A 21979-nucleotide genomic window follows, 5' to 3' on the forward strand; every position below is an offset into this window, starting at 1 on the left:
CCTCTCGATGTCTTGATGGACTGGTCGGCACAAATCAAAGCGTCACGCTTTGACTTATGCAAAAAACAGGCCTGAAATTCTTGGGATCAGCCACACTGTAACACTCCCGTCATGGCGATGGTCTAGGTATTTTTACCTAGATGATCTGCCGCAATCCCCTGTGGGGCGGGCATGTGGCACGAATTGTATGCACCATGGTCATGCCTTAACCTGCCTTTATCGAGCGCCGTGCATCATCGGCGTGCATACCAGGGAGATTTCATGAGCACCAGCGCTGTAGAACGACAAGAAACCACGCCATCTTCCACTGCTGCGGCGGTCCGACCGGCGCTGGCCCCCGAGCAATTGGAGTTTCGCAATGCCATGGCGCACTTGCCGGCGGCAGTCTCCATCATCACCACCGATGGCGAGGGTGGACGGTGTGGCATCACCGCCAGTGCGGTCTGTTCAGTCACCGATACGCCGCCCACCATCCTGGTCTGCATCAATCGCGGCAGTGCCATGCATGACGTGTTCAAGAACAATGGCCGCCTGTGCGTGAACGTGCTCTCGGACGAACTGGAGCAACTGGCCATGCATTTTTCGGGCGCCACCAAGGTGCCCATGGAAGAGCGCTTTGCCTGGGATATCTGGGAAGCACCGGGCGAGCTGGGGCAACCGGTGCTGGCCGATGCACTGGTCAAGCTGCAGGGGCGTATCCGCGAGTTCAAGGAAGTGGGGACGCACTCGGTGATGTTCGTGGAACTGGCCGAGGTCAGGGTCAATGAGAAGAAGGACAGCCTCATCTACTTCAATCGCTTGTTCCATAAGGTCAAGCGCACGGCCTTGTAAGTCACATCAAAGTCAGTTCAGTGGTTTCCAAGAATGAATGCCGTTCAGCTCTGTGCTGAACGGCATTCATCTTTCCGGGGCCTGCTCAAAAACGGTTCGGATTGACACCGAAAGAAGAGTCAAAGATCCAGCACCAGCCGCGCCGACCTGGCGCGCGAGACGCAGGTGCAGATCTGGTCATTGGCTGCCTTCTCCTTTTTCGACAGGCAGTTGTCCCGATGATCCGGCTCCCCCTCCAGGAGCGGTACCACGCAGGTACCGCAGATGCCCTCGCGGCAGGAGGTATCGATGACGATTCCCTCGCGCGCCAGCACATCGACGATGGGAATACCCACCGGGATCTGCACCACCTTGCCGGAGCTGGCCAGTTGCACTTCGAAGGCGCCATCGCCGCCCACCGCCTCGGATGCAGCAGGAGCCGCCTGGAAGTGTTCCAGATGGATGGCCTCTTCGCTGCGATTGGCGGCAGCGCACTTGACCACCGCTTCCATGAAAGGCGCCGGGCCGCAGGTATAGACGTGCGCCTCCTTGCTGCCGGCGGCGAGGCAGGCGGCAAGGTAATGTTCCATCTGCGCCGGCATCACGGCATAGTGAAAGCACACCTGCGCCGCGAAGGGAGCGTTCTCCAGCAGATCCACAAAGGCCGCATGTTCCCGTGCGCGCACGAAGTAGTGCAGCGTGAAGGGCTTCTGTTCGGCCCACAGCCGATAGGCCATCGCCAGCAGTGGCGTCACGCCAATGCCGGCGCCAAACAGCAGATGTTCGGGCGCCCTCGCATCCAGTGCAAACAGGTTGCGCGGCGTGCCCACTTCCAGTTCCATACCCAGCTGCACGGTATCGTGCAGTGCCGCCGAGCCCCCGCGTGAGGCGGGCTCACGCTTGACGGCGATGGTGTAGCCGCAGCGGTCTTCCAGCGGGCCGCACAGCGAGTATTGGCGCACGATACCGGTGGGCCCGGTGACGTCGATGTGAGCGCCCGGCTCATAGGCCGGCAGCGCGGCGCCATCGGCGCGCACCAGGCGGAAGGAACGGATGTCGCCGGTTTCGTCGGTGAGTCTGTCTACGATCAGTTTCATGGGGCCGATACTCGCTTGCGGGGTTGCCATTGCAGTGGTGGTGATGCTTAGAGCAGGAAGCCCAGGGCGTTCAAGCTATCCATCGAGTTGACCAGGCGGATCACCTTCTGCTCGATCTTCGGCCCTTGCGGAGTGAAGCGCAGGCGGTGCGTGACGTTGGCCACGAACATGGTGTGCTGCTGGCGCTTGTAGCCCACCAACACCTGTGCCGAATTGATTTCCACCAGTTCCTCCGACAGGTGCACCGGCACGAAGCGCGAGACGGTGCGCACGGTGGCCGCGGCATCCACGGCCGACATTGCGTGTCCCGAGGTGAGGCGCTCGATGCGGATCTTGCGCATGTGGGCATTGTCGTAGGCGTAGTTCAGCGTGGCCGCGAAGTCGGTGGTCTGCTGGTCGATCGGCACCACGTAGTAACCGTCTTCGGTCCACAGGTCTTGCCAGGCGGCATAGTCCTTGCGGTCTAAAAGTTCAGCTTCCTTCCAGATGAAGGCGATGGCGCGCGCCATTTGCGCGGGGATGCCTTGCAGGGTGTCTTGTTGGTTCATATCGATCACTTCTCCATCATCTTTTTCCACATGGCATAGGCTTCGCGCATCCCGCTCTCATCGGTCGAATGCGATACCTTGTCGCCGTTGTCATCCACCCATTCGCGGTTCAGGCCACGGTTGACCAGGATGGGTGCATCGCGCCCGGCGTGTGCGCCGGCCTGCACGCGCTCCCAGGCTTCGGCGTCATCCGGGCTGCCAAAGCCGAACGGGCCCTGGAAATGTTCATGGATGCGCAGCCGCTCCCGGTTGGCGATCTCCGGTCCGCCCTCCATGCCCAGCGCCACGTGGCGGATCTGGGTCTCGCCCACCGACACCGGATGCAGCACCCGGAAGAAGGACATCGACATGGCCACGTTGGGGAACAGGTTCAGGTTGAAGCCGGCGCCATGCAGTGAGCGCACGATGCGGCGCACCTGCTCGGGCGGCATGGTCCTGGACAGTTCTTCGGTCACGTGGGCGAAGCGTTCCTGCAATTGCTCGCTGCCATCGTCCACGTCCAGGTCCACGTGCTCGGGCACCATGATCATGACGCTGTGGCCATTGCCCAGCGAGCGGGTGATCGATTGATCGTCGGTCATGAAGGAGAGCATCTCGGAGGTCTCTTCATCGACGGAAGACAGGAAGGTCTTGTGCACCACCGGGAAGTGATAGCCATCGGTGGTGTTTTCCAGCTGGATCTTCCAGTTGCCCTTGAAGCTGAACTTGTGCTCGCCCTGGACCTTGATGGGGAAGCCTGCGCCTTGCTTCATGAACAGGTCTATCCATTTCTTGGCATGGCCGAGGAAGTCCGACAGCGGTTCGATCTCCTGGTTGAAGGAGGCGAAGATCATGCCGTGGTAGCTCTCGGTGCGCAGGCTTTGCAGTGGCAGGTCGGCTTTTTCGATCACGTCTTCATAGCCTTCCGGGTAGGGCAGGCCGCGCAGCTTGCCGTCCAGGCCATAGGACCAGCTGTGGTAGGGACAGGTGAACCCGGTGGCATTGCCCTTGTGCTTTTCGCAGACGGTGGCGCCGCGATGGCGGCAGCGGTTTTCCAGCACGTTGATCTTGCCGCTCTTGTCGCGCACGACGATGACCGGCTGGCGGCCGATCTGGGCGGTCTTGAAGTCGCCCGGGTTCTTGATCTCGCTTTCATGCGCGACCCAGATCCAGGTCCGGTAGAAGATCTTGTCCATCTCGACTTCGAAGATGGCAGGATCGGTATAGAGCGAAGGGTCCACCACCGCATCCTGTACCAGGTCGGCATAGGAAGAATCGGGCTTGCGAGGGTGGAAGCGTAGCGGTGCGTTCATGGCTTTCTCCAGTGGCTTGCAGTCGTTGTCAGTGTTGATCTCGGCACGCTTGATGCGGCCTCATGGCGTGGGCTTGAGTGCCTGTAGCGCCTGTTCCAGATGTCGCCCCAGAGCGCACAGTCTTTCGTCGTCGCCCTTGCGTCCCACCAGTTGCAGGCCGGCCTTGAGCGTGCTGCCGGCAATCGGCACCGGGATGGTCAATGCCGGATGGCCGGACAGATTGAAGGGCCGCACCAGCGACGACAGCAGCAGCACCGATGTGCCCTGGCGGATGGCTTGCAGCGTGGGCGGCAGTGCCGGCAGGGTGGGCAGCAGCAGTGCGTCGGCGTCGGCCAGTGCCGCATCGACCTCGGCGCTGAAAGCGGCGCGCACGCGCTCGGCGTCGGCCACTGCGGCATCGGTGGTGGTAGCTGCGGCTGCCAGGCGTTGTTCGATATCTGCGCCCAGCTTGCCTTGGCCCAGCAGGTGGCCGAAGGCGTCGTGGGTTTCGCGATTGATGAGGGTCATGCCGGCTTCGAAGGCGGCGTGCATGTGTTGCGGCGTCCACCAGGTAGCGCTCCATCGGCTGGCGGAAAAGGCCTGTGCGACGGCGGCGGCGACGTCGTCGTCGGCTTGCACCGTCACCCGTTTCACGCGTGCATGGGCTGCTGCAGCGCTGGCGGCCACGCGGTCGAAGCCGGGCGCGATGCTGGTCATGGCGCGGATGATCATTTCCATGCTGCGCGCCACGGGCCCCACGCAATCCAGACTGCTGATGGCCGGATAGGCGCCGGCGCGGCTGACGCGGCCGAACGTGGGCTTCAAGCCAATCACGCCGCAACAGGCCGCCGGCAGGCGGATCGAGCCGCCGGTATCGCTGCCGATGGATAGATCGACCAGCCCCGCGCCCACGGCTGAGGCCGAGCCGCTGGAAGAACCACCGGTCATGCGGCCTGGGTCTTGCGGGTTGACCGGCGTGCCGTTCCAGTCGTTGATGCCGGTCATGCCATAGGCCAGCTCATGCATGTTGGCGCGGGCAATGATCTGCCAGCCGGTGTCGAGCAGCCTCTGCACCACCTCCGCATGGGACTGCGCCGGGGGCGCATCGGCCAGCGCGGCGCTGCCGCCGCAGGTGGGCTGGCCGGCGATGTCGATGCAATCCTTGATGGCCACCGTCGGGCCGTTGCCGCCCAGGTGGAAGCGCGAGAGCAGGGCGTTGCCGCTGCCGGCAATGGTGCGTGGAGCAGAATTGTTCATCCTGCCGCTCCCAGGCAGGCAATGCGCGCCTGTTGCTGCAGGAGCGCGACGGCGGCCTGGCCGGTGTATGTACGCAGGGGTAGGGAAATGCTGGGCTGGGGAGTCATGGCGCATCCATTCATTTGTTGCCTTGCAGGTCGACAATCCACGTCGGACGCTGGATGCAGGCGGGTTCCTTGGCTGATGTGAAGCATTCTAAAAGTCGCCTTAAAATAGATCAAATTGATGTAAAATATTTTTCGCATAAGTGGCATGGATAGTGATGTCACTTCCCATTGATCGGGCTTGCCCAGCGTGACCCCCACCGGAGATTGCCATGGCCACCTTCAACAACATGGACCTGAACCTGCTGCGGGTCTTCCAGGCCATTGCCGATGAGCGCAGCCTGACCCTGGCCGGCAACCGCCTGCACCTGTCGCAGCCGGCGGTGAGCTATGCGCTGGGCCGCTTGCGGCAGATCTTCGACGACCCGCTCTTCATCCGCACCAAGGAGGGAATGCAACCCACCCCGGCTGCGCTGGAATTGGCCAAGCCCATCAATCGCGCCCTGCAGGCGGTGCAGGATGCCTTGCGCTATACCGAACGTTTCGACCCGGCCGCCAGCACCCGGGTCTTTCGCGCCTCCATGACGGACGTGGCGGAAATGATGTTCCTGCCGCAGTTGTGCGAACTGTTGACCGCGCAAGCGCCACATACCCGCCTGCAGGTGGAGCAGGTGCCGCCGGCGCACCTGGAAGAAGCCTTGCGCACCGGCCAGCTCGACTTCGCCTTCGGCAACCTGCCGGCCTTGAAGACAGTGACCTGTCATGAACTGCTGTTTCGCGAAACCTATGTCTGCATGATGCGCAAGCGCCCCGAGTTGCCGGCCCGCGCGCAATTGACGCTGGATGAATTCCTGGCGCTGTCGCATGTGCTGGTGGAGTCGGCCGAAAGCAGCCACCACCAGGTCGAGCATTCCTTCCGTACTCTGGGCGTGCAGCGCAAGATCAGCCTGTCGATCCCGCACTTCACGGTGCTGCCGCGCATCCTCGGCAAGTCCGACCTGGTGGCCACCGTGCCGGCGCGTATTGCCAAGCTGTTCCATAGCGAACACCCGGACGTGTTCCTGTCCTACGAACTGCCGGTCAAGCTACCTACCGTGGACATCACCCTGCACTGGCACCAGGCCTTCGATGCCGACGCCGGCAATAGCTGGCTGCGCCAGATCGTCATCGACCTGCTGCAGAGCTACGGCCGCAGTAGCTGAACCCGGTATTGAATCTGGACTCGGCTTGAATGCAGAAGGCCCGTCATGCGACGGGCCGTTCTCCCCTGCCAGCGGGAAGGCCACCGGATGTCGGCAGCGGCCTACCCCGCAGTGACTCAGAAGCGATGACGCATCCCCAGGCGCACGGCAGTCTGGTTGCCCATCGACGATTGCGCACCACCACCGAAGACCGGGAAGGCGTTGTAGCCCTTGTCGCGGTCATAGACGGCGCCCACGTAGAGATCGGTGCGCTTGGAGATCTTGTAGTCGGCCATGGCAATGAAGGCCTGAGCCTTGCCCACGCCCAGGTTGCGTTTCTGGTACTGGTAGGCGGCCGACAAATCCCACAGCGGGGTCAGTGCATAGACCGTGCCCAGTTCATAGGTGGTGGCCTTTGCGCTGGTGGCGGTATTCTTGGCCTGGGTAATCACGCCGAAGGGGGTGAAAGCGCCGATCTGGTAGCGCGCACCGATGCCGTAGATGCGGGTCGACGAACTGCCGGTGGCATCCTTGATGTCGGTGTAGGCCAGGGCACTGCTGAAGCCGCCGTTGTCATATTGGCCGGTGGCGCTGATGGTGCGGCTGGCCGTGGTGTTGCCGGCCACTTCGCCGAAGCCGTACATGGCGCCGAAGCTGAACCCACTGAACTTGACGCTGTTGTATTTGATCGAGTTGTTGGTACGGTCGCCGCCATAGATATGGTCGTTCAAGGCCGTACCATGCGCCGCATCGGCGTGCAGGCCCCAGGCCAGGGAGCCGGCTGGCGAGAGGGCGCCCATGGCATACTGCGCGCCGATGTTGGACATGAAGTCATACTGCCGGCCCAGGCTGATCGCGCCCCAGTCCTTGCTGCCCAGGCCGACGAAGGATTGACGGCCGAACAGCAGACCGCCCTGGCCCAGGCTGCCGTCATCGGCGCCGAAACCGGTTTCCAGGGTGAAGAAGGCATTCATACCGCCGCCCAGGTCTTCGCTCCCCTTGAAACCGATGCGGCTGCCCTGGGCGATGCCGCTATCCATGCGCACCAGCGATGCACCACCGCCGCCGCTCTTGGCGGCATTGGAATAGTAGGTCAGGCCCAGATCGATCAGGCCATAGATGGAAACACTGCTCTGGGAATGTGCCATTCCCGTGCCGGCCGCGAGCATGGCGGCGACCCATAGTTTCTTCTTCATGTGACAAGGCTCCCTGTGGTGTGGCTGTTGTGTGGTGGTATGACGGTCGCGCTAGCGTATCGCCCTGGTGGACGCGGCAAGCTGCGCGGCGTGCATGACATTTCGTCATGTGCAGCCATCATAGGAAGCGCATTTGAGCGAGATCAAATTGATGCAGCCGATGCAGGTAATAAGCCTGATTGATGCATGGACTCGAACAGTGATCCATTCTCGAATCCGGTGCATGAAAGCGCGTTTTGACGGGACTATCGTGCGCAACTTCACCATGCAAGTGCGCACGATCCCCAATGCGGCGCGTCTGGCGCGGGGGATAAAGGAATCTTTAGTTGTGGCGTTCGGCCAACGGCAGCGTGAAGCAGAAGCGGGTACCACGCGCCTGGGCTGCTGTTTCATGGCTTACCTCGCCAGGCTGCGCCCAGATATCGCCGCGATGGCGCGCGATGATGTTCTTGCACAGCGCAAGCCCGATACCATTGCCGCTGACCTTGGAAGAAAAGAAGCCGTCGAAGAGTCGTTCGCGGTGCCCGGCATCGATACCGCGCCCTTCATCGGCCACGCTCAACAAGGCATGGTCGCCGGCGCGTCGGGTAGTGATGCGCACATGCCGCGCCCCTTCCGGGAAATCCATCATCTCTTCGATGGCATTGAAGGCCAGATTGAGGATCACCTGGCCGATCAAGACCTTCTCGCAACTGACCACCAGCGGCTCGGCACAGGGCAGGAAATGCAGGTGGACCTTACCCTCGGCGGCCTTCATTTCGATGAACCAGCGCACGTCTTGCAGCACCGCATTGAGGTCGATGAGGCCTTCGCTCTGCTCCAGCCGCACCACGTATTCGCGCACGCTCTTGATGATGGCCGCGGCGTGATCGACCTGGCGCCCGGCACTCTCCAGCCCCCATACGATCTGCCCGGCCTGCTCGCGCAAGGCTTCGCTCTGTTGGAGACGCAATACCGATCCCTCCAGGAAATTGCGGATTGCCGCCAGCGGCTGCGACAGCTCGTGCGCAATGGCGGTAGCCATCTCGCCCATGGCGTTGTGGCGCGCCAGGTATTCCAGCGAGGCCTGGTCGCGGCGGCGTGCTTCCTCGGCTTCGACCTGGTCGGTGATGTCGTGGAAGTGCAGCAGGTGACCCTTGAGGTCGTTCTCGATTTCGATATAGCGGCACACCGCATGGTGCCAGCGCACCAGACCATCCTTGCGCAGGATCTGGTAGCGCAACGGGAAGCTGATCGCATCCGGCAAGGCCAGGGTCAGCAATTCCAGTAGTTCGTCACGCGCCTCGGGCAGACATTGCTCGACGAAATTCTTGGGCGGATTCTGGCCGGGGCGCACGCCCAGCAGCTTGCGTCCGGCATCGCTCAGGTATTCGATGCCGCCATCGGCGCGCAGCACCGCCACGCCTTCGTCGGAGTCCTGCATGAATTCCTTGAGACGGCTTTCCAGTTTCTTCATCTCGCGCCGTATCTGTTCCTCGCGCGCAATATCGCGGAACTGCACCATGATGACGTCGCGCTCGCTCAGGGGCACCAGGGTGGCTACCGCCTCGGACATGATTTCGTCGCCATTCTTGGCGCGGTAGCACCACTCCACCATGTTGCTGCCGTGAAGCACCGCATCGTGCAACCACTTGCGACCGATCTCGCGGCGGTATTCGTGCGATTGCCGGCTCATGTCCGGCGCCTTCAAGGGCAGCAGTTCTTCCAGCGTGAATCCCAGCACCTGGCAGGCAGACGGATTAGCCCAGAGGATGGACTTGGTCTGGGCGTCGTGCAGGATGATGCACATGGGCAGCGCATCCATCATGCGGCGGAAATCATCGAGGCCGAAGCGGATGGCGTCGTCCTCGGGCATTGCGGCGGGTTGTTCTGGCATCGCTATCTCTGTGGTGGAATCCATGCCCTAGGGGTTTTCTTTAGAAGCCTTCTCCTCATCCCCTAAAAAAGCTGCAGCGCTCCCGATTGAACCGGGACCGGTCGCTCCCTACACTCGACTTCATTCTGATGCAAGCCACCTGGAGAATGCAATGTCCGTGATGGAAAACCCGGCCGCGTTGGCCGCCCGTGAAGAGGATGCACTGGCCCCGCTGCTGGCCGAGATCCGCGCGCGTCGCGATGAATTCGCGACCCAGCGCTTCGTGCCCAGGGATTTCATCGCGCAGCTCAAAAAGGCCGGCGTCTATCGCGCCGCCACCCCGCAATGCTTCGGCGGCAGCGGCATGTCGCCCATGGCCTTCCTGCAGTTGATCGAAAAGATCTCGCAAGCCGACGCTTCGGTGGGTTGGGTGGCCAGCTTCGGTTCGGCCTCGGTCTACCTGGCGGCCTTGCCCAAACAGACCCAGGCCACGCTCTATGCCAAGGGGCCCGACCTCACCTTTGCCGGTGGCCTGTTCCCGATCCAGCCGGCGACCCAGGTCGAGGGCGGCTGGATGGTCGATGGCACCTGGAAGTTCGGCAGTGGCTGCAAGGGCGCTGACGTACTCGGGGTCGGTATCGGTGCCGCCGTCCCCGGGCAGGCCGGCTCCAAGCCTCGCACTGCGGTGCTGCCGCCGCAACAGGTGGAGATCATCGACAACTGGGATGTGATGGGGCTGGTCGGGACCGGCAGCCATGACCTGAAGGTCAGCCAGCAATTCGTACCCGATGAGTGGACCTTCATCCGCGGCGGCGCTGCCACCATCGATGAACCGCTGTATCGCTATCCCACCATCGCCTATGCCGCGCAGGTCCTGGCGGTGGTCAACCTGGGCGTGGGACGGGCGGCCATTGATGAGATCAACCAGATGTCGGGCGGCCGGGTGGCCATCACCGGCGCGCCCAAGCTGGCCGACCGTTCCTATGTGCGCATCGAGGTGGCCAAGGCCGAGGCCAAATTGCGCTCGGCGCGCGCCTTCCTCTATGATGCCACCGGCGAAGTGTGGGACTCCATCCTGGCCGGCGATCCGGTCACGCCCGAGCAGGTGAGCCTGTTGCGCCTGACTGCGGTGGAGATCGCCAAGGTCGGCAACGAAGTAGTGCAAGCCATGTTCGGCTTGGCCGGTACCACTGCGATCTACAACCACCACCCGCTGCAGCGTTACCTACGCGATGCCGCCGTGGTCAAGCAGCACGCCTTCTTGGGCGAGGGCATCTATGACGGGGCCGGTGCGGTCACGCTGGGTGTGCCGCCGATGCCGGGCTTCCTGTAAGCCGTCGCATTCAGGTCATTTTCATTCGTCAAGTTGTCAGTTCGGAGCCTTCATGAGCCAAGTCCCAAGCAATGATAAAGAACCGCTGCGCGTCCTCTTCTGCGTCGGCGTGACGCAAAACTTCTTCGACCTGCCGGCCACCGAAACCGGTCCCGTATGGCAGGCCTATGGCCAGATGATGACGGCCCTGGCCACCATGGACGGCATCAAGGTCTTGGGCACCATGGATGACGACCGCCTGATGGTGGGCAAGTCCGACGCTGCCCCCTGGACCTTCTACATCATGGCCGATGTGGCCGACCTCGATACGGTGGTGGCTGCCTGCAATCTGTTCCGTACCACCATGGTGGGGGAACATCGCCTGTGGAAGTACGGCAAGATCGAAGCCCGTGTAGGTCGCGCCCTGATCATCCAGGGTGGCTGACCATGGACAAGAAGATTGCCCTGGTCACCGGCGCCGCACGCGGTCTCGGTGAAAGCATCGCGCGCAAGATGCACGCCGCCGGCTACAAGGTGGCGCTGTCCGACATTGATCTTGAACAGGTCTCGGCGGTGGCCGCCAGTCTGGACGCCAGCGGTGCCACGGCCATGCCGCTGGCGCTGGATGTGCGCCGCAAGCCCGATTTCATCGCCGCCTGCGACGCCATCGAATTGCGCTGGGGTGGCGCCACGGTGCTGGTCAACAATGCCGGTCGCTCACGCGTGGCCGCGCTCATGGAGATCACTCCCGAGGAGTGGGATGAGGTCACCGCCATCAACATGAAGGGCACATTTCTTGCATGTCAGGTGTTCGGCAAACGCTTCGCCGAACGGGGCTACGGTCGCATCATCAACGTCGCCTCGCTGGCCGGCCAGAACGGGGGCACGGCCACCGGCGCCCACTATGCCGCTGCCAAGGGTGCGGTGCTGACCTTGACCAAGGTCTTTGCGCGCGAACTGGCCGGTTCCGGTGTCACGGTCAACGCCATCTCGCCCGGTCCGCTGGACTTGCCCATCGTGCGCGAGATCGTACCGGCCGACAAGCTGGCCGCGACCATCGCCACCATTCCGGTCAAGACCCTGGGCGCGCCGGATTTCATCGCCGATGCCGTGCTGCTGCTGGCTTCGCCCGATGCCGGTTCGGCTACTGGCGCTTGCCTGGACATCAATGGCGGTCTGTACATGCGCTGAACCCGTACTGCTGTCTCGGATCGGTGGCGGCGTGGGGAAGTCCGCCATCATCTCAACCACAAGGGAGAAATACATGCTGCACAAACGTCTGATTGCCGGTGCCGTCCTGGCCGCTATGGGAACCCTCGCCGCTCTGGCCGGTAATTCTGCTCTGGCCCAGGTCAAGATCGGCGTGGTGAGCTCGGCCACCGGTCCGGTCTCGCTGGTGGGCATTCCGCAAAAGAATACCGTGCCGCTGCTGCCGACCAAGGCCGGCGACCTCAAGATCGAATACATCTCATTGGATGACGCCAGCGATCCGACCAAGTCGGTCACGGAAGTCAAGAAGCTGATCTCGGAATACAACGTCGACGCCATCATCGGCCCCAGCGGCTCGCCCAATGCCATGGGCGTGATCTCGTTCGTGGCCGAGGCAGGTGTGCCGATGCTGGCACCCGTGGGTACTGCTGCCGTGGTGCTGCCCATGACCGAGCAAAAGAAATGGGTCTTCAAGACCACCCAGAACGATGACCTGATCGCCAATGCGCTGGTGGCGCAGATGGTCAAGAGCAAGGTCAAGACGGTGGGTTTCATCACCATCAACGATCCCTTCGGTGAGAACTGGGCCAAGGTGTTCGGCGAGCTGGCGGCCAAGAACAATATCAAGATCGTCGCCAACGAGCGCTACCAGCGCACCGATACCTCGGTCACCGCGCAGACCCTGAAGATCCTGGCCGCCAACCCTGATGCAGTGTTGGTGGCCGCGCCAGGCGCCGCTACCGTGCTGCCGCAGACCACGCTCTATGACCAGGGCTACAAGGGCAAGATGTACCAGACCCACGGCGCGGCGCTGCCGGCCTTCCTGCAACTGGGCAAGAACAAGGTCGAGGGCACCATCCTGGCGGCCAGCCTGATGCTGGTCTTGCCTGAGATCCCCGACAGCAACCCATCCAAGAAGGTGGCCACCGACTACATCGAGGCCTACAAGAAGATGTACAACACCGTGCCCGCCACCTTCGGCGCCAACGTCTATGACGCCGGCCTGCTCTTGGAAAAAGCCATTCCGGTGGCGGCCAAGAAGGCCAAGCCGGGCAGCAAGGAATTCCGCGCCGCCCTGCGCGATGCCCTGGAAAACACGCGGGAAGTGGTGGGTACCCAGGGCGTCTACAACATGAGCCCGGCCGACCACAGCGGTTTCGATGAGCGTGGCCGTGAACTGATTACCGTCAAGGGCGGCAACTGGACCCTGCTCAAACAATAAAAAAGCCGTTCCCTCTGTCCGCCGCAAGTCGCAGCGGACAGATTGCTCCACCTCCACCCGTAGTTAGCACCCGGCGCGTCGCTGCTGGCCTGACCATCGCCAACGCGCCGGCTCCACAAGGAAGTCGCAATGAATCTCCAAATCGTGGCGCTCCTGGGACAGGATGGCATCACCAATGGCGCCATCTATGCGCTCCTGGCGCTGTCCATCGTCCTGGTCTTCACCGTCACCCGCATCCTCCTGATTCCGCAGGGCGAGTTCGTCTCCTTCGGTGCGCTCACCATGGGCATGATGCAAAACGGCCAGACCCTGACCGTGGCCTGGTTGCTGGTGGCCATGTGCCTGGGCGCCTGTGCCTTCGATCTGTACGACATGTGGCGTACCAGCCGCCGTCGCCCCAGCCTGTGGCTGCCGGCCAAGCTGGTCTATGCGGCGCTGGTGGCGGGGGTGGCGCTATCGGTCAATTTCGCCAGCTGGCCCATGCTGGCGCAGGTGGCCATGACCTTGCTGCTGCTGGTGCCGATGGGGCCGCTGATGTATCGCATGGCGTTTGAGCCGATTGCCTCGGCTTCGCCGCTGGTGTTGCTGATCGTCTCGATTGCCGTGCACGTCGCACTGGTGGGGGTGGCGTTGTTGGTGTTCGGCCCGGAAGGGGCACGCACCGCACCCTTTACCGAGGCCGCGCTGGAAGTGGGCGGCTTGCGCCTGTCCAGCCAGGCACTGTGGGTGATCGGGGTGTCGCTGCTGTTGATCGTGGCGCTGTTCCTGATGTTTGAACGCACGCTCTACGGCAAGGCCTTGCGCGCGGCGGCCCTGAACCGCATGGGCGCGCGCCTGATGGGGATCTCGCCCGTATTCGCGGGCAAGGCCATGTTCCTGTTGGCCTCGCTGATCGGCGTGATGTCGGGCATCCTGATTGCGCCCATCACCACCATCTACTACGACTCGGGTTTCCTGATCAGCCTCAAGGGCTTCGTCGGCTCCATCATCGGCGGCCTGGTCAGCTATCCACTGGCCGCAGCCGGTGCGCTGGCCATCGGCCTGATCGAATCCTTCTCCACCTTCTGGGCCAGCGCCTACAAGGAAATCATCGTCTTCGTGCTCATCATCCCCATCCTGCTATGGCGTTCGCTGTCGACCCATCACGTGGAGGAAGAAGAATGAAAGCGCCTTCCGCTCACCGTACGTTGCGTCTGTCTTCCCGTGCCGTCCTGGCGGTGTTCGTGCTCCTGCTGGCGGCAGCCCCCTTCGTATTGCCGTCGTTCACCATGACCTTGTTGAACAACATCGGCCTGGCGTCATTGGTGGTGCTGGGCCTGGTGTTGCTGACCGGCGTGGCGGGCCTGACCAGCTTCGGCCAGGCGGCCTTCGTCGGTCTGGGTGCCTATCTCTCGGCCGCGCTCTCGGCCAAGGTATTGCCCTTGCCCGATGCCCTGCTATGGATGCAATCGCCCTGGGTGACGCTGGTGGTGGCGCTGCTGCTCACTGCCTTGCTGGCCCTGGCCGTGGGCAGCGTCACGCTCAAGCTGTCCGGGCATTACCTGCCGCTGGGCACCATCGCCTGGGGCATCAGCCTGTACTTCATCTTCGGCACACTGGAGAGCATGGGAGGACAGACCGGCATGTCAGGCATTCCCTCCATCACGCTGTTCGGCGTGGCGCTGCATTCCGACCGCGCCATGTTCGGCCTGATCTGGGTGATGGTGCTGCTGGGTGTGGCCGCCGTGCACAATCTGCTGGATTCGCGCCAGGGTCGTGCCATCCGCGCCTTGAAGGGCGGCATCGTGATGGCCGAGGCCATGGGCATTCCCACTGCCCGGATGCGCATCGTCGTCTTCGTCATCGCCGCCGTGCTGGCCGCACTCTCGGGCTGGCTCTACGTCCACATGCAGCGCTTCGTCAATCCCTCGCCCTTTGGCCTGGGCTTTGGCATCGACTACCTGTTCATGGCCGTGCTGGGCGGGGCCAGCCAGGTCTGGGGCGCGCTGCTGGGATCGGCGCTGATCGTGGTGATGAAGGAATGGCTGCAAGGTATCTTGCCGGTGCTGCTGGGGCGTTCCGGCAACTTCGAGACCATCGTCTTTGGCCTGTTGATCGTGGTGCTGCTGCAGCGCTCGCGCGATGGGATCTGGCCCTATCTGGCGCGCTTGGTGCCGGTGCATACCCGCCGGCTGCAACTGGCTACCCAGGCTGAACCGCTGCCCCGGCGCGCCATGCCGGCCCCGCACGAAGTGGTGCTGGACGTGCGCGCCGTGACCCGCAAGTTCGGTGGTCTGGTGGCCAACAACAACATGAGCCTCAAGGTCATGGCCGGCGAAGTGCTAGCCTTGATCGGCCCCAATGGCGCGGGCAAGTCCACGCTGTTCAACCAGATCTCGGGCGTGGATACGCCGACCTCGGGCAGCGTGCAATTCCGCGGCCATGAGGTCACTGGCCGTGGCGCGCGTCACATCGCCGGCCTGGGCATGAGCCGCAGTTTCCAGCATGTGCGCCTCATGCCGCGCATGACGGTGCTGGAAAACGTCGCCATCGGCGCCTACCTGCGCGGCCAGCGCGGCGTGCTGGCATCGATGCTGCGCCTGGATCGCAAGGAAGAAGCGCGCATCCTGGCCGAAGCCGCACGCCAGATCGAGCGCGTGGGCTTGGGCGCGCAGATGTATGAACTAGCCGGCGCGCTCTCGCTGGGCCAGCAACGCATCCTCGAAATCGCCCGCGCGCTGGCGGCCGATCCCTGTCTGCTGCTGCTGGACGAACCGGCTGCCGGCCTGCGCCTGGGCGAAAAACAGGCGCTGGCGGAACTGTTGCGCAAGCTGCGCGGCGAGGGCATGGCCATCCTGCTCGTGGAGCACGATATGGACTTTGTCATGGAACTGGTGGATCGCATCGTGGTGATGGACTTCGGCCAGAAGATCGCCGAAGGCTTGCCCGCGGAAATCCAGAACAACCGCGCCGTACTGGAAGCCTACCTGGGCGTGGCCGATGAGGACCAGGCAGGCCCCTCCGAGATGGATACCGATACCGCGATCGCAGCAGGAGCACATCATGGGCAATAAGGTACTGGAAGTGCGCGAGCTGTCGGCCGCCTATGGCCCGGTGCAGGTGCTGTCCGGCATCAACCTGTCGGTGGAGCAGGGCAGGATCGTCACCGTTATCGGCCCCAATGGGGCCGGCAAGACCACGCTGCTCTCCGCCATCATGGGCGTGTTGCCCTCGCGGGGCGCGATGGCCTTCGATGGCGTGATCCGCCACTCTCCCGAAGTGGAAGAGATGGTGGCTGCCGGCATGACCCTGGTCCCGGAAAAGCGCGAACTGTTCGCCGAGATGAACATCGAGGACAACCTGATGCTGGGCGCCTTCCAGCGCTACCGCAGCGGTCAGCGCGACCACGCTGCCACCCTGGAAGAGGTCTATACACTGTTTCCGCGCCTGCGCGAACGACGCAGCCAGCACGCCGGCACGCTCTCCGGTGGCGAGCGCCAGATGCTGGCGGTAGGCCGCGCCTTGATGGCCAAGCCGCGCCTGTTGATGCTGGACGAACCCAGCCTGGGCCTGGCGCCGCTGATTGTGCGCGAGATCTTCCGCATCATCGCCGAGTTGCGCCGTCGTGGCGTTTCCATCCTGCTGGTGGAACAGAATGCACGCGCCGCGCTGCAAGTGGCCGACTATGGCTACGTGCTGGAGAACGGCGAAATCCGTATGCATGGCCCGGCCAGCCAACTGGCCCATGACCGCCGTGTGATCGAGGCTTACCTGGGCTTGTCCGGCAAGCACCAGGACAAGCTGGCCGGTTGATTTTTTCTTATATGCCCTGTCATGAGTGACGATTCCTCCAAGCATCTTGCACCACTGCGCATCTGCATAGCCGGCGCTGGCGCCATCGGCGGCACCCTGGCTGTGCGCCTGTCGGCAGCGGGTCACCAGGTCAGCGTACTGGCGCGCGGCCAGACCCTGCAAGCCATCCGCGAGCACGGCCTGACGCTGCACGACCTGCATGGCCGCACCCACGCCCGCCCGACGGCAAGTGAGCTGCCCGAGTTCGGCGAGCAGGACGTCATTTTCCTCTGCGCCAAGAGTCAGGACATGTCAGCCTTGCTGTCCCAGATCGCCCCTCTGGTTGGCGCACAGACGGTGGTGATCCCGACCAACAATGGCGTGCCCTGGTGGTATTTCCACCGCGAGGGCGGGCGCTTCGATGGCCAGACCGTCAAGGCGGTCGATCCCGATGGCGCCTTGTCGCGTGCGGTACCGCTGGCGCAGTTGATCGGCAGCGTGCTTTTCATTACCGCCGAGGTGGAGCGCCCGGGCGTGATCCGCTCCGTCAATCCGCACTTGATGGTCCTGGGCGAACCTTCCGGCGAGATGAGCGAACGCCTGCTGCGCGTGCGTGCCGCCGTGGAAGCCGCTGGCATCGAAGCACGCGCCACCGACCGCATCCGCGACAAGCTGTGGACCAAGATCATTGCCAACATCAGCACCAATCCCTTGTCGGTCATCACACGCGGCACGCTGGAGCAGTTGTATGGACAGCCGGAGTTGCGCGAGGTGGTCAGCCAGATCATGCGCGAGACGCTGCTGGTGGCCTCCAGCTATGGCGCCCGCGTGGACATCGACCCGCTGACCTTCCTGCAACTGGGCGAAGCCATGGGCGCCTTCCGCACCTCCATGCTGCAGGACCTGGAACGCGGTCGCCCGCTGGAACTGGCGGCCATCGGCGATGCGGTCCTGGAAATGGCCGAGCGCTTTGCCATTCCCATGCCGATCACCCGCGCCGTCGTCTCGCTGGCCCGCTTCCGGGGCGAGACGGCGCGCCAGCAGACCGATCAGCAGACAGCGGCACAGCCGCCAGCGGCGCGGGCTGCCTGATCGCCTTACCTCATCCACAGGATTCTGGAGTCAGAAATGAACATCATGCAATACAGCTATGACGTAGACCAGCCAGCCCACTGCAGCGATCAGGAATGGGCGCTGCGCATCCAGCTGGCGCACTGCTACCGCCTGGTCGATTACCTGGGCTGGACCGAGATGATCTTCAACCACATCTCGGTACGGGTGCCCGGCCCCGAGCATCACTACCTAGTCAATCCCTTTGCCCTGAACTACAACGAAGTCACGCCCGCCAACCTGTTGAAGGTAGGCCTGGACGGTCAGTTGGCCGAAGCATCCGACTACAAGGCCAACCCGGCCGGCTTCGCCCTGCACAGCGCCATCCACGGCGCGCGCGACGATCTGCGCTGCGTGATTCACACGCACACCACACCGATCTCGGCCGTGACCATGAAGAAGAGCGGCTTCGAGCATAACGACTTCTACGGCGCGCAACTGTTCGGGCGCATTGGTTATCACGAGTTCGAAGGTATCACCCTGTTTGCCGAAGAGAAGCAAAGGATGTTGCAGAGCCTGGGCGATAAACACATCCTGGTGCTGCGCAATCATGGCGTGGCGGTATGCGAGAGCGATATCGAGCGCGCCTTCTTCCTGCTGTGGACGGTGCAGCGCGCCGCCGAGATCCAGGTGGCCGGCCGTGCCATGGGCGGCGAGGATGAGCAGCTAGCGGATGGGGTGCGGCAGAAGTGTGCTGACCTGACGCAGCAGTTGATTCGCAATGACGGGTTTGCGGTGATCTTCTTCGAGGCGATCGTGCGCAAGATGTTGAAGGCGGTTTATCAGGTGCATTGATCCGGGCGGTGATGGCATCGTGCAGATGCCAGCCGCTTTATCCGTAGGAGGCTGTTGCCAGGCTGGAGATGAGGGTGCATCCGCAAGCCGCCTTGTGCCCATCCAGGGCTACCATGCGCCCGCCGATCAGGTAGGTGGGTGCGCCTTCGACAATGGGATTGGCGCCATGGCCTTGCCGTGGGCAACTGACCATGTCACCGACACGGGCGATACCGATGCCGTGGATCGTGTGGGTCTCGGAGGCGGAGATCACCTTGCCACCATGGGAGGTGGTGTCGCCTAGGCGGATGATGGGCAGGGGCATGTTAGGGGCTCTCGGGTTATGTGGGGGGATGGCGTGGGATTGCCCAGAAAAACTTGAAAAGGAATCTGAGTGGTTGGCTATCCCAGGTGGTTCGGAATACGCTGAGTTTGTTAGCTAGCGCCTAGATTCTTTGCTGATCTTTTTGCTTATGTGGATCCATAGATTTCTGATGTCAGAGACTTGAACCTTTTGCTTGCGCTTAACGTTGTCGAAGAAGTGAAAAACGCTGTAGATGAAGACGCCGGAACGCAGTTCATAAAGCGCGGTGTGGCACATGCTGGTTGCTCGATATACGGGACCGTCTTCTATAAAGCAGTCCGCCTCTGCGGCATATATCTTTATCGGATCGAGAATAAACGGCGTCATTGGATAGGTAAACAGCGGCGTAATCTTCCAATAGCCAATTTGATGTTCCTCACGGTTGCCCCAACGTTCTTCGTCGGGGACCTCATCTCTGAAACCCATAGCCGAAATAAAGTCTGTATTTGAGGAAATGCAGATTTCTCCCAGCCACTGATTTCTCTTCTTCGAAGTGAAGGTCGTGCAGAAGCTGTCTGGATACATTCGGCCTACAGGTACCATTTTCTTTGAGAGGTGCCAAGTTTTGGGTATATGCAAGTCCTTCGAGAGAACAGATATTTCTTTTCTCGAGATTTCGTCTGCAAAGGTTGAGTGCGTGAAAAGCTCAAAAAAAATACAGAGAAAAAGTCTGATCTTGTTCATTTGGTTTCATCCATCACTATATTTTTAACCCAGCGAGTCTCATTCAGACGCTCAACTAAATGATTAGGTTTTTTTGTCGTATTGTTGGTTCCATTGATCGCCGCAGCCACTACGTGGACTGTCTCCTCATCAATGAGATAAGACCTAATTTTCAGGTTGATGGTTTTGAATTTGTTGTCCTGTGCGCCAGCGGTCCAATACCAACCTCCCGAATCAATGGCGTTGTAATTGTGGATTGACAGTCTTTGAGGATCAGGGACGTTGGGAGCTCTTTCAGGCTTAGATGGATTCCACCAAGTTGTAGCGAAAGAGTTAGACGATAGCCATCCCCGATACACCCAATACTTGCCGTAATTCTCCCGCCCGCTCAGTTGCTTGATCCCCCGCCCCCTGAACTTAGGCCCATCGTGCTCTTCGATATTGCCGAGTCTTCCAGACAGGTAGTAGAGATAATCCGTCTTGGCCTTGGGCATATAAAACCCCGCATCCTCCGGCAGGAAACTTTCATGAGTGGGCTTCCTCGCGAAGCTCACGGACCCCTCCGCCATCATCAGGAGATACATGCATTCAACCGCCGCCTCACCCAGAAAATGCGTCATCCGAACCGGCGAATTGACCAGGTACTTGCGCATCACCTTGTTGAGGTCGTTGCGATAGGTTTCCCGAATCAAAGCCGGTGTGCGCTGGCGTCCCTCTGCTTCAAGCGCTTTCAACGGATACTTCTCATCGGGATAGATGCGCGCCAGATCCTTTGCGCTCAACCACGCACATTTGCGGAAGTGGCGAATGAATTCCTTCGGATGCCAGTGCCAGTGAGTTCTCGGCAGTCCCATGCCACCGGGCCAGAAGGAAAGGGCCGCGATATGTGCACGCAAGGCTTCAAAATCGGCCGTGCTCAACGGCGTCGGATTTTCCGCTGTGCTGGCCTTCAACCATCCCCAGCGTGCATCGATGGTGCTGCTCTCCCATTCGGTGGGGAACCTGGCAACGACCTTGCGCAATCTGGCTGCGTTCTCCGCATTGGCCAGTCTGGCCATGGCTTGCGCCGACCGGACGCGTCCATCCTTGTCGGTATCAAGCCAGCTTCGGATTGTCCGCGAATCACACCGGCTATCCTGATCCGTATCGTCATTGATGAGGCGCCACTGCTTCCAATGCGGAAAGTCTGCGTCGCTGAACTTGCGGATGTTGGCTGCATTCAGATTGATCCAGCCTTCGCCACCGGGATAAGGCAGCTTTTTCCAATGGGGCAGGCTGGCTGAGGGCAGCTTGTCTGGCCCGATCACGCGTCCAAAACGTAGCAGTTCATAAACGGCGCTCGGGGCAGGGCGCTGCGCTTGGGGACAGGCATTGGCGATGCGTACCGCGTTCTTGTAGAGATCAGCTTCGCCGTCCTTCTCTTTCAGGGGTTGGCCTATCCTGGTCCCATCCATCGCATAAGTGGTGAGCAGCGCTTCGCCAGTGCTGGCGACGTTGCCCTCCGCACCTGGATACTGCACGCCCAGAATCGTGTCACTCGTGGTGATATGGACGGCAGACAGTGCAACGGGGGGATCAGGCTCCTTGTCGCGTGATGGACGGGCCGGTTTCGGCGCTGGCGTCAATGCCTGTGCCGAATGCGCCAGCGGCGGCTTGTCGAAGACCGGGGTCCCGGCAGGGATGTGGAAATAGATTTCACCGAAGATCACATCGCTTCGTCCATCCGAAGTGAGCGACAACGGGTCTGAAGCGCGCCCCGTCAGTCTGGCGAGATTGGCATCGTCGCAGATAATCTCGAAGTGCATACGGCCCATTTCTCCGTCGATGTAGCCTACGTTCCCGATGACCTCCTTGCGATGCACGAAGCGATTGACTCGCGCGCTCGGCGCGATTGCATGTAAGTGCATGTAGAGGCTGAAGAAGACCACCCGTGCCTGTTCACCTTCGCCGATCTCGGCTTCATGCCGCATCACGACCACGCCATCGCTGGTTGCGCCGTTGTACATGAGGGGATGTTCAGGCGGCAGATTGGGGAGTCCCTTGGTAGGCTGACGCACAAAGACGATGGTGCCATCCGCAATGGCCCTCACGGGTTCATGTGCATTGCCAGATTTGGGACTGGTCAGATGAATCCCGCCGTGCCATCCGAGATTGAAACTGACAGGAAATGCTCCCTTGCCGGGAGCGTCGCCGTTCATGGCGATATCGAGCCATTCGTCTTCGGTTTGGTGTGCCGTGCGCATAGGCAGGAAGGGTGGACTGATCAGCATGATGTCTTGGTCGACGAAGATGGAT

At 61.8% G+C, this 21979-nt stretch carries 20 protein-coding genes; 11 read left to right on the plus strand and 9 right to left on the minus strand.

Going from position 1 to position 21979, the window contains the following annotated elements:
* Positions 1 to 261: 261 nt before the first annotated feature.
* Positions 262 to 831 carry a 4-hydroxyphenylacetate 3-monooxygenase, reductase component gene (gene hpaC, locus RC54_RS06230; RefSeq protein WP_058894623.1) on the plus strand — a complete coding sequence of 190 codons (570 nt, stop codon included), beginning with the start codon at positions 262 to 264 and terminating at the stop codon, positions 829 to 831.
* A gap of 119 nt (positions 832 to 950) precedes the next feature.
* Here the strand turns inward: hpaC and RC54_RS06235 are convergent, their stop codons facing one another.
* From RC54_RS06235 to RC54_RS06250, 4 genes are read right to left on the minus strand one after another with little or no spacing between them, the layout of a single operon-like run.
* The gene (locus RC54_RS06235) at positions 951 to 1907 is read right to left on the minus strand and encodes a PDR/VanB family oxidoreductase (RefSeq protein WP_061789783.1); all 957 of its coding nucleotides are present in this window, start codon (positions 1905 to 1907) and stop codon (positions 951 to 953) included.
* 47 nt (positions 1908 to 1954) lie between these two features.
* The gene (locus RC54_RS06240; RefSeq protein WP_061789784.1) at positions 1955 to 2455 is read right to left on the minus strand and encodes an aromatic-ring-hydroxylating dioxygenase subunit beta; all 501 of its coding nucleotides are present in this window, start codon (positions 2453 to 2455) and stop codon (positions 1955 to 1957) included.
* Between the two features lie 5 nt (positions 2456 to 2460).
* Entirely contained in the window at positions 2461 to 3747 is a 1287-nt protein-coding gene (locus tag RC54_RS06245) for an aromatic ring-hydroxylating oxygenase subunit alpha (protein WP_058894626.1), read from the minus strand.
* A 60-nt stretch (positions 3748 to 3807) separates the two neighbouring features.
* Positions 3808 to 4983, minus strand: coding sequence for an amidase family protein (locus RC54_RS06250; protein ID WP_058894627.1), 1176 nt, complete (start codon positions 4981 to 4983; stop codon positions 3808 to 3810).
* A gap of 316 nt (positions 4984 to 5299) precedes the next feature.
* Here RC54_RS06250 and RC54_RS06255 point away from each other — a divergent pair, with 316 nt between their 5' ends.
* Positions 5300 to 6229 (plus strand): LysR family transcriptional regulator, encoded by a 930-nt coding sequence (locus tag RC54_RS06255; RefSeq protein WP_017453202.1) that lies wholly within the window; start codon positions 5300 to 5302, stop codon positions 6227 to 6229.
* Between the two features lie 116 nt (positions 6230 to 6345).
* Here the strand turns inward: RC54_RS06255 and RC54_RS06260 are convergent, their stop codons facing one another.
* Both RC54_RS06260 and RC54_RS06265 read right to left on the minus strand, forming a co-directional pair.
* Positions 6346 to 7404, minus strand: coding sequence for a porin (locus RC54_RS06260; RefSeq protein ID WP_061789785.1), 1059 nt, complete (start codon positions 7402 to 7404; stop codon positions 6346 to 6348).
* A gap of 322 nt (positions 7405 to 7726) precedes the next feature.
* A complete protein-coding gene (locus RC54_RS06265; RefSeq protein ID WP_061789786.1) occupies positions 7727 to 9280 on the minus strand; it encodes a PAS domain-containing sensor histidine kinase in 1554 nt (517 codons plus the stop codon).
* Positions 9281 to 9431: 151 nt separating this feature from the next.
* On the opposite strand from RC54_RS06265, the gene RC54_RS06270 reads away from it, so the two are divergent.
* The 9 genes from RC54_RS06270 (at position 9432) to RC54_RS06310 (ending at position 18678) form a co-directional block, all read left to right on the plus strand.
* Positions 9432 to 10592 carry an acyl-CoA dehydrogenase family protein gene (locus tag RC54_RS06270; protein WP_058894629.1) on the plus strand — a complete coding sequence of 387 codons (1161 nt, stop codon included), beginning with the start codon at positions 9432 to 9434 and terminating at the stop codon, positions 10590 to 10592.
* 52 nt (positions 10593 to 10644) lie between these two features.
* A complete protein-coding gene (locus RC54_RS06275) occupies positions 10645 to 11016 on the plus strand; it encodes a hypothetical protein (protein WP_044530994.1) in 372 nt (123 codons plus the stop codon).
* Positions 11017 to 11018: 2 nt separating this feature from the next.
* Positions 11019 to 11762: an SDR family NAD(P)-dependent oxidoreductase gene (locus tag RC54_RS06280; protein WP_017453207.1), complete on the plus strand. Its 744-nt coding sequence runs from the start codon at positions 11019 to 11021 to the stop codon at positions 11760 to 11762.
* A 73-nt stretch (positions 11763 to 11835) separates the two neighbouring features.
* Complete coding sequence (locus tag RC54_RS06285; RefSeq protein WP_058894630.1) at positions 11836 to 13002, plus strand: ABC transporter substrate-binding protein; 1167 nt, start codon at positions 11836 to 11838, stop codon at positions 13000 to 13002.
* Positions 13003 to 13131: 129 nt separating this feature from the next.
* Positions 13132 to 14166 (plus strand): branched-chain amino acid ABC transporter permease, encoded by a 1035-nt coding sequence (locus tag RC54_RS06290; RefSeq protein ID WP_058894631.1) that lies wholly within the window; start codon positions 13132 to 13134, stop codon positions 14164 to 14166.
* Positions 14163 to 16055, plus strand: a complete 1893-nt coding sequence (locus tag RC54_RS06295) for a branched-chain amino acid ABC transporter ATP-binding protein/permease (RefSeq protein ID WP_082803136.1) — start codon at positions 14163 to 14165, stop codon at positions 16053 to 16055. The genes RC54_RS06290 and RC54_RS06295 overlap by 4 nt, the downstream gene beginning before the upstream one ends.
* Positions 16045 to 16794, plus strand: coding sequence for an ABC transporter ATP-binding protein (locus tag RC54_RS06300; RefSeq protein ID WP_058894633.1), 750 nt, complete (start codon positions 16045 to 16047; stop codon positions 16792 to 16794). The genes RC54_RS06295 and RC54_RS06300 overlap by 11 nt, the downstream gene beginning before the upstream one ends.
* 21 nt (positions 16795 to 16815) lie before the next feature.
* Positions 16816 to 17865, plus strand: coding sequence for a ketopantoate reductase family protein (locus RC54_RS06305; RefSeq protein WP_058894634.1), 1050 nt, complete (start codon positions 16816 to 16818; stop codon positions 17863 to 17865).
* Between the two features lie 36 nt (positions 17866 to 17901).
* Positions 17902 to 18678: a class II aldolase/adducin family protein gene (locus tag RC54_RS06310; protein ID WP_061789788.1), complete on the plus strand. Its 777-nt coding sequence runs from the start codon at positions 17902 to 17904 to the stop codon at positions 18676 to 18678.
* 37 nt (positions 18679 to 18715) lie between these two features.
* Here the strand turns inward: RC54_RS06310 and RC54_RS06315 are convergent, their stop codons facing one another.
* The 3 genes from RC54_RS06315 to RC54_RS06325 form a co-directional block, all read right to left on the minus strand.
* Positions 18716 to 18982, minus strand: a complete 267-nt coding sequence (locus RC54_RS06315) for a PAAR domain-containing protein (RefSeq protein ID WP_017454986.1) — start codon at positions 18980 to 18982, stop codon at positions 18716 to 18718.
* 114 nt (positions 18983 to 19096) lie between these two features.
* Entirely contained in the window at positions 19097 to 19705 is a 609-nt protein-coding gene (locus RC54_RS06320; protein ID WP_244216452.1) for a hypothetical protein, read from the minus strand.
* Complete coding sequence (locus tag RC54_RS06325; protein ID WP_164471193.1) at positions 19702 to 21954, minus strand: M23 family metallopeptidase; 2253 nt, start codon at positions 21952 to 21954, stop codon at positions 19702 to 19704. Before RC54_RS06325 ends, RC54_RS06320 begins: the two co-directional genes overlap by 4 nt.
* Positions 21955 to 21979 lie beyond the last annotated feature (25 nt).

It is taken from the genome of Herbaspirillum rubrisubalbicans, assembly GCF_003719195.1.
Lineage (GTDB): Bacteria > Pseudomonadota > Gammaproteobacteria > Burkholderiales > Burkholderiaceae_D > Herbaspirillum > Herbaspirillum rubrisubalbicans.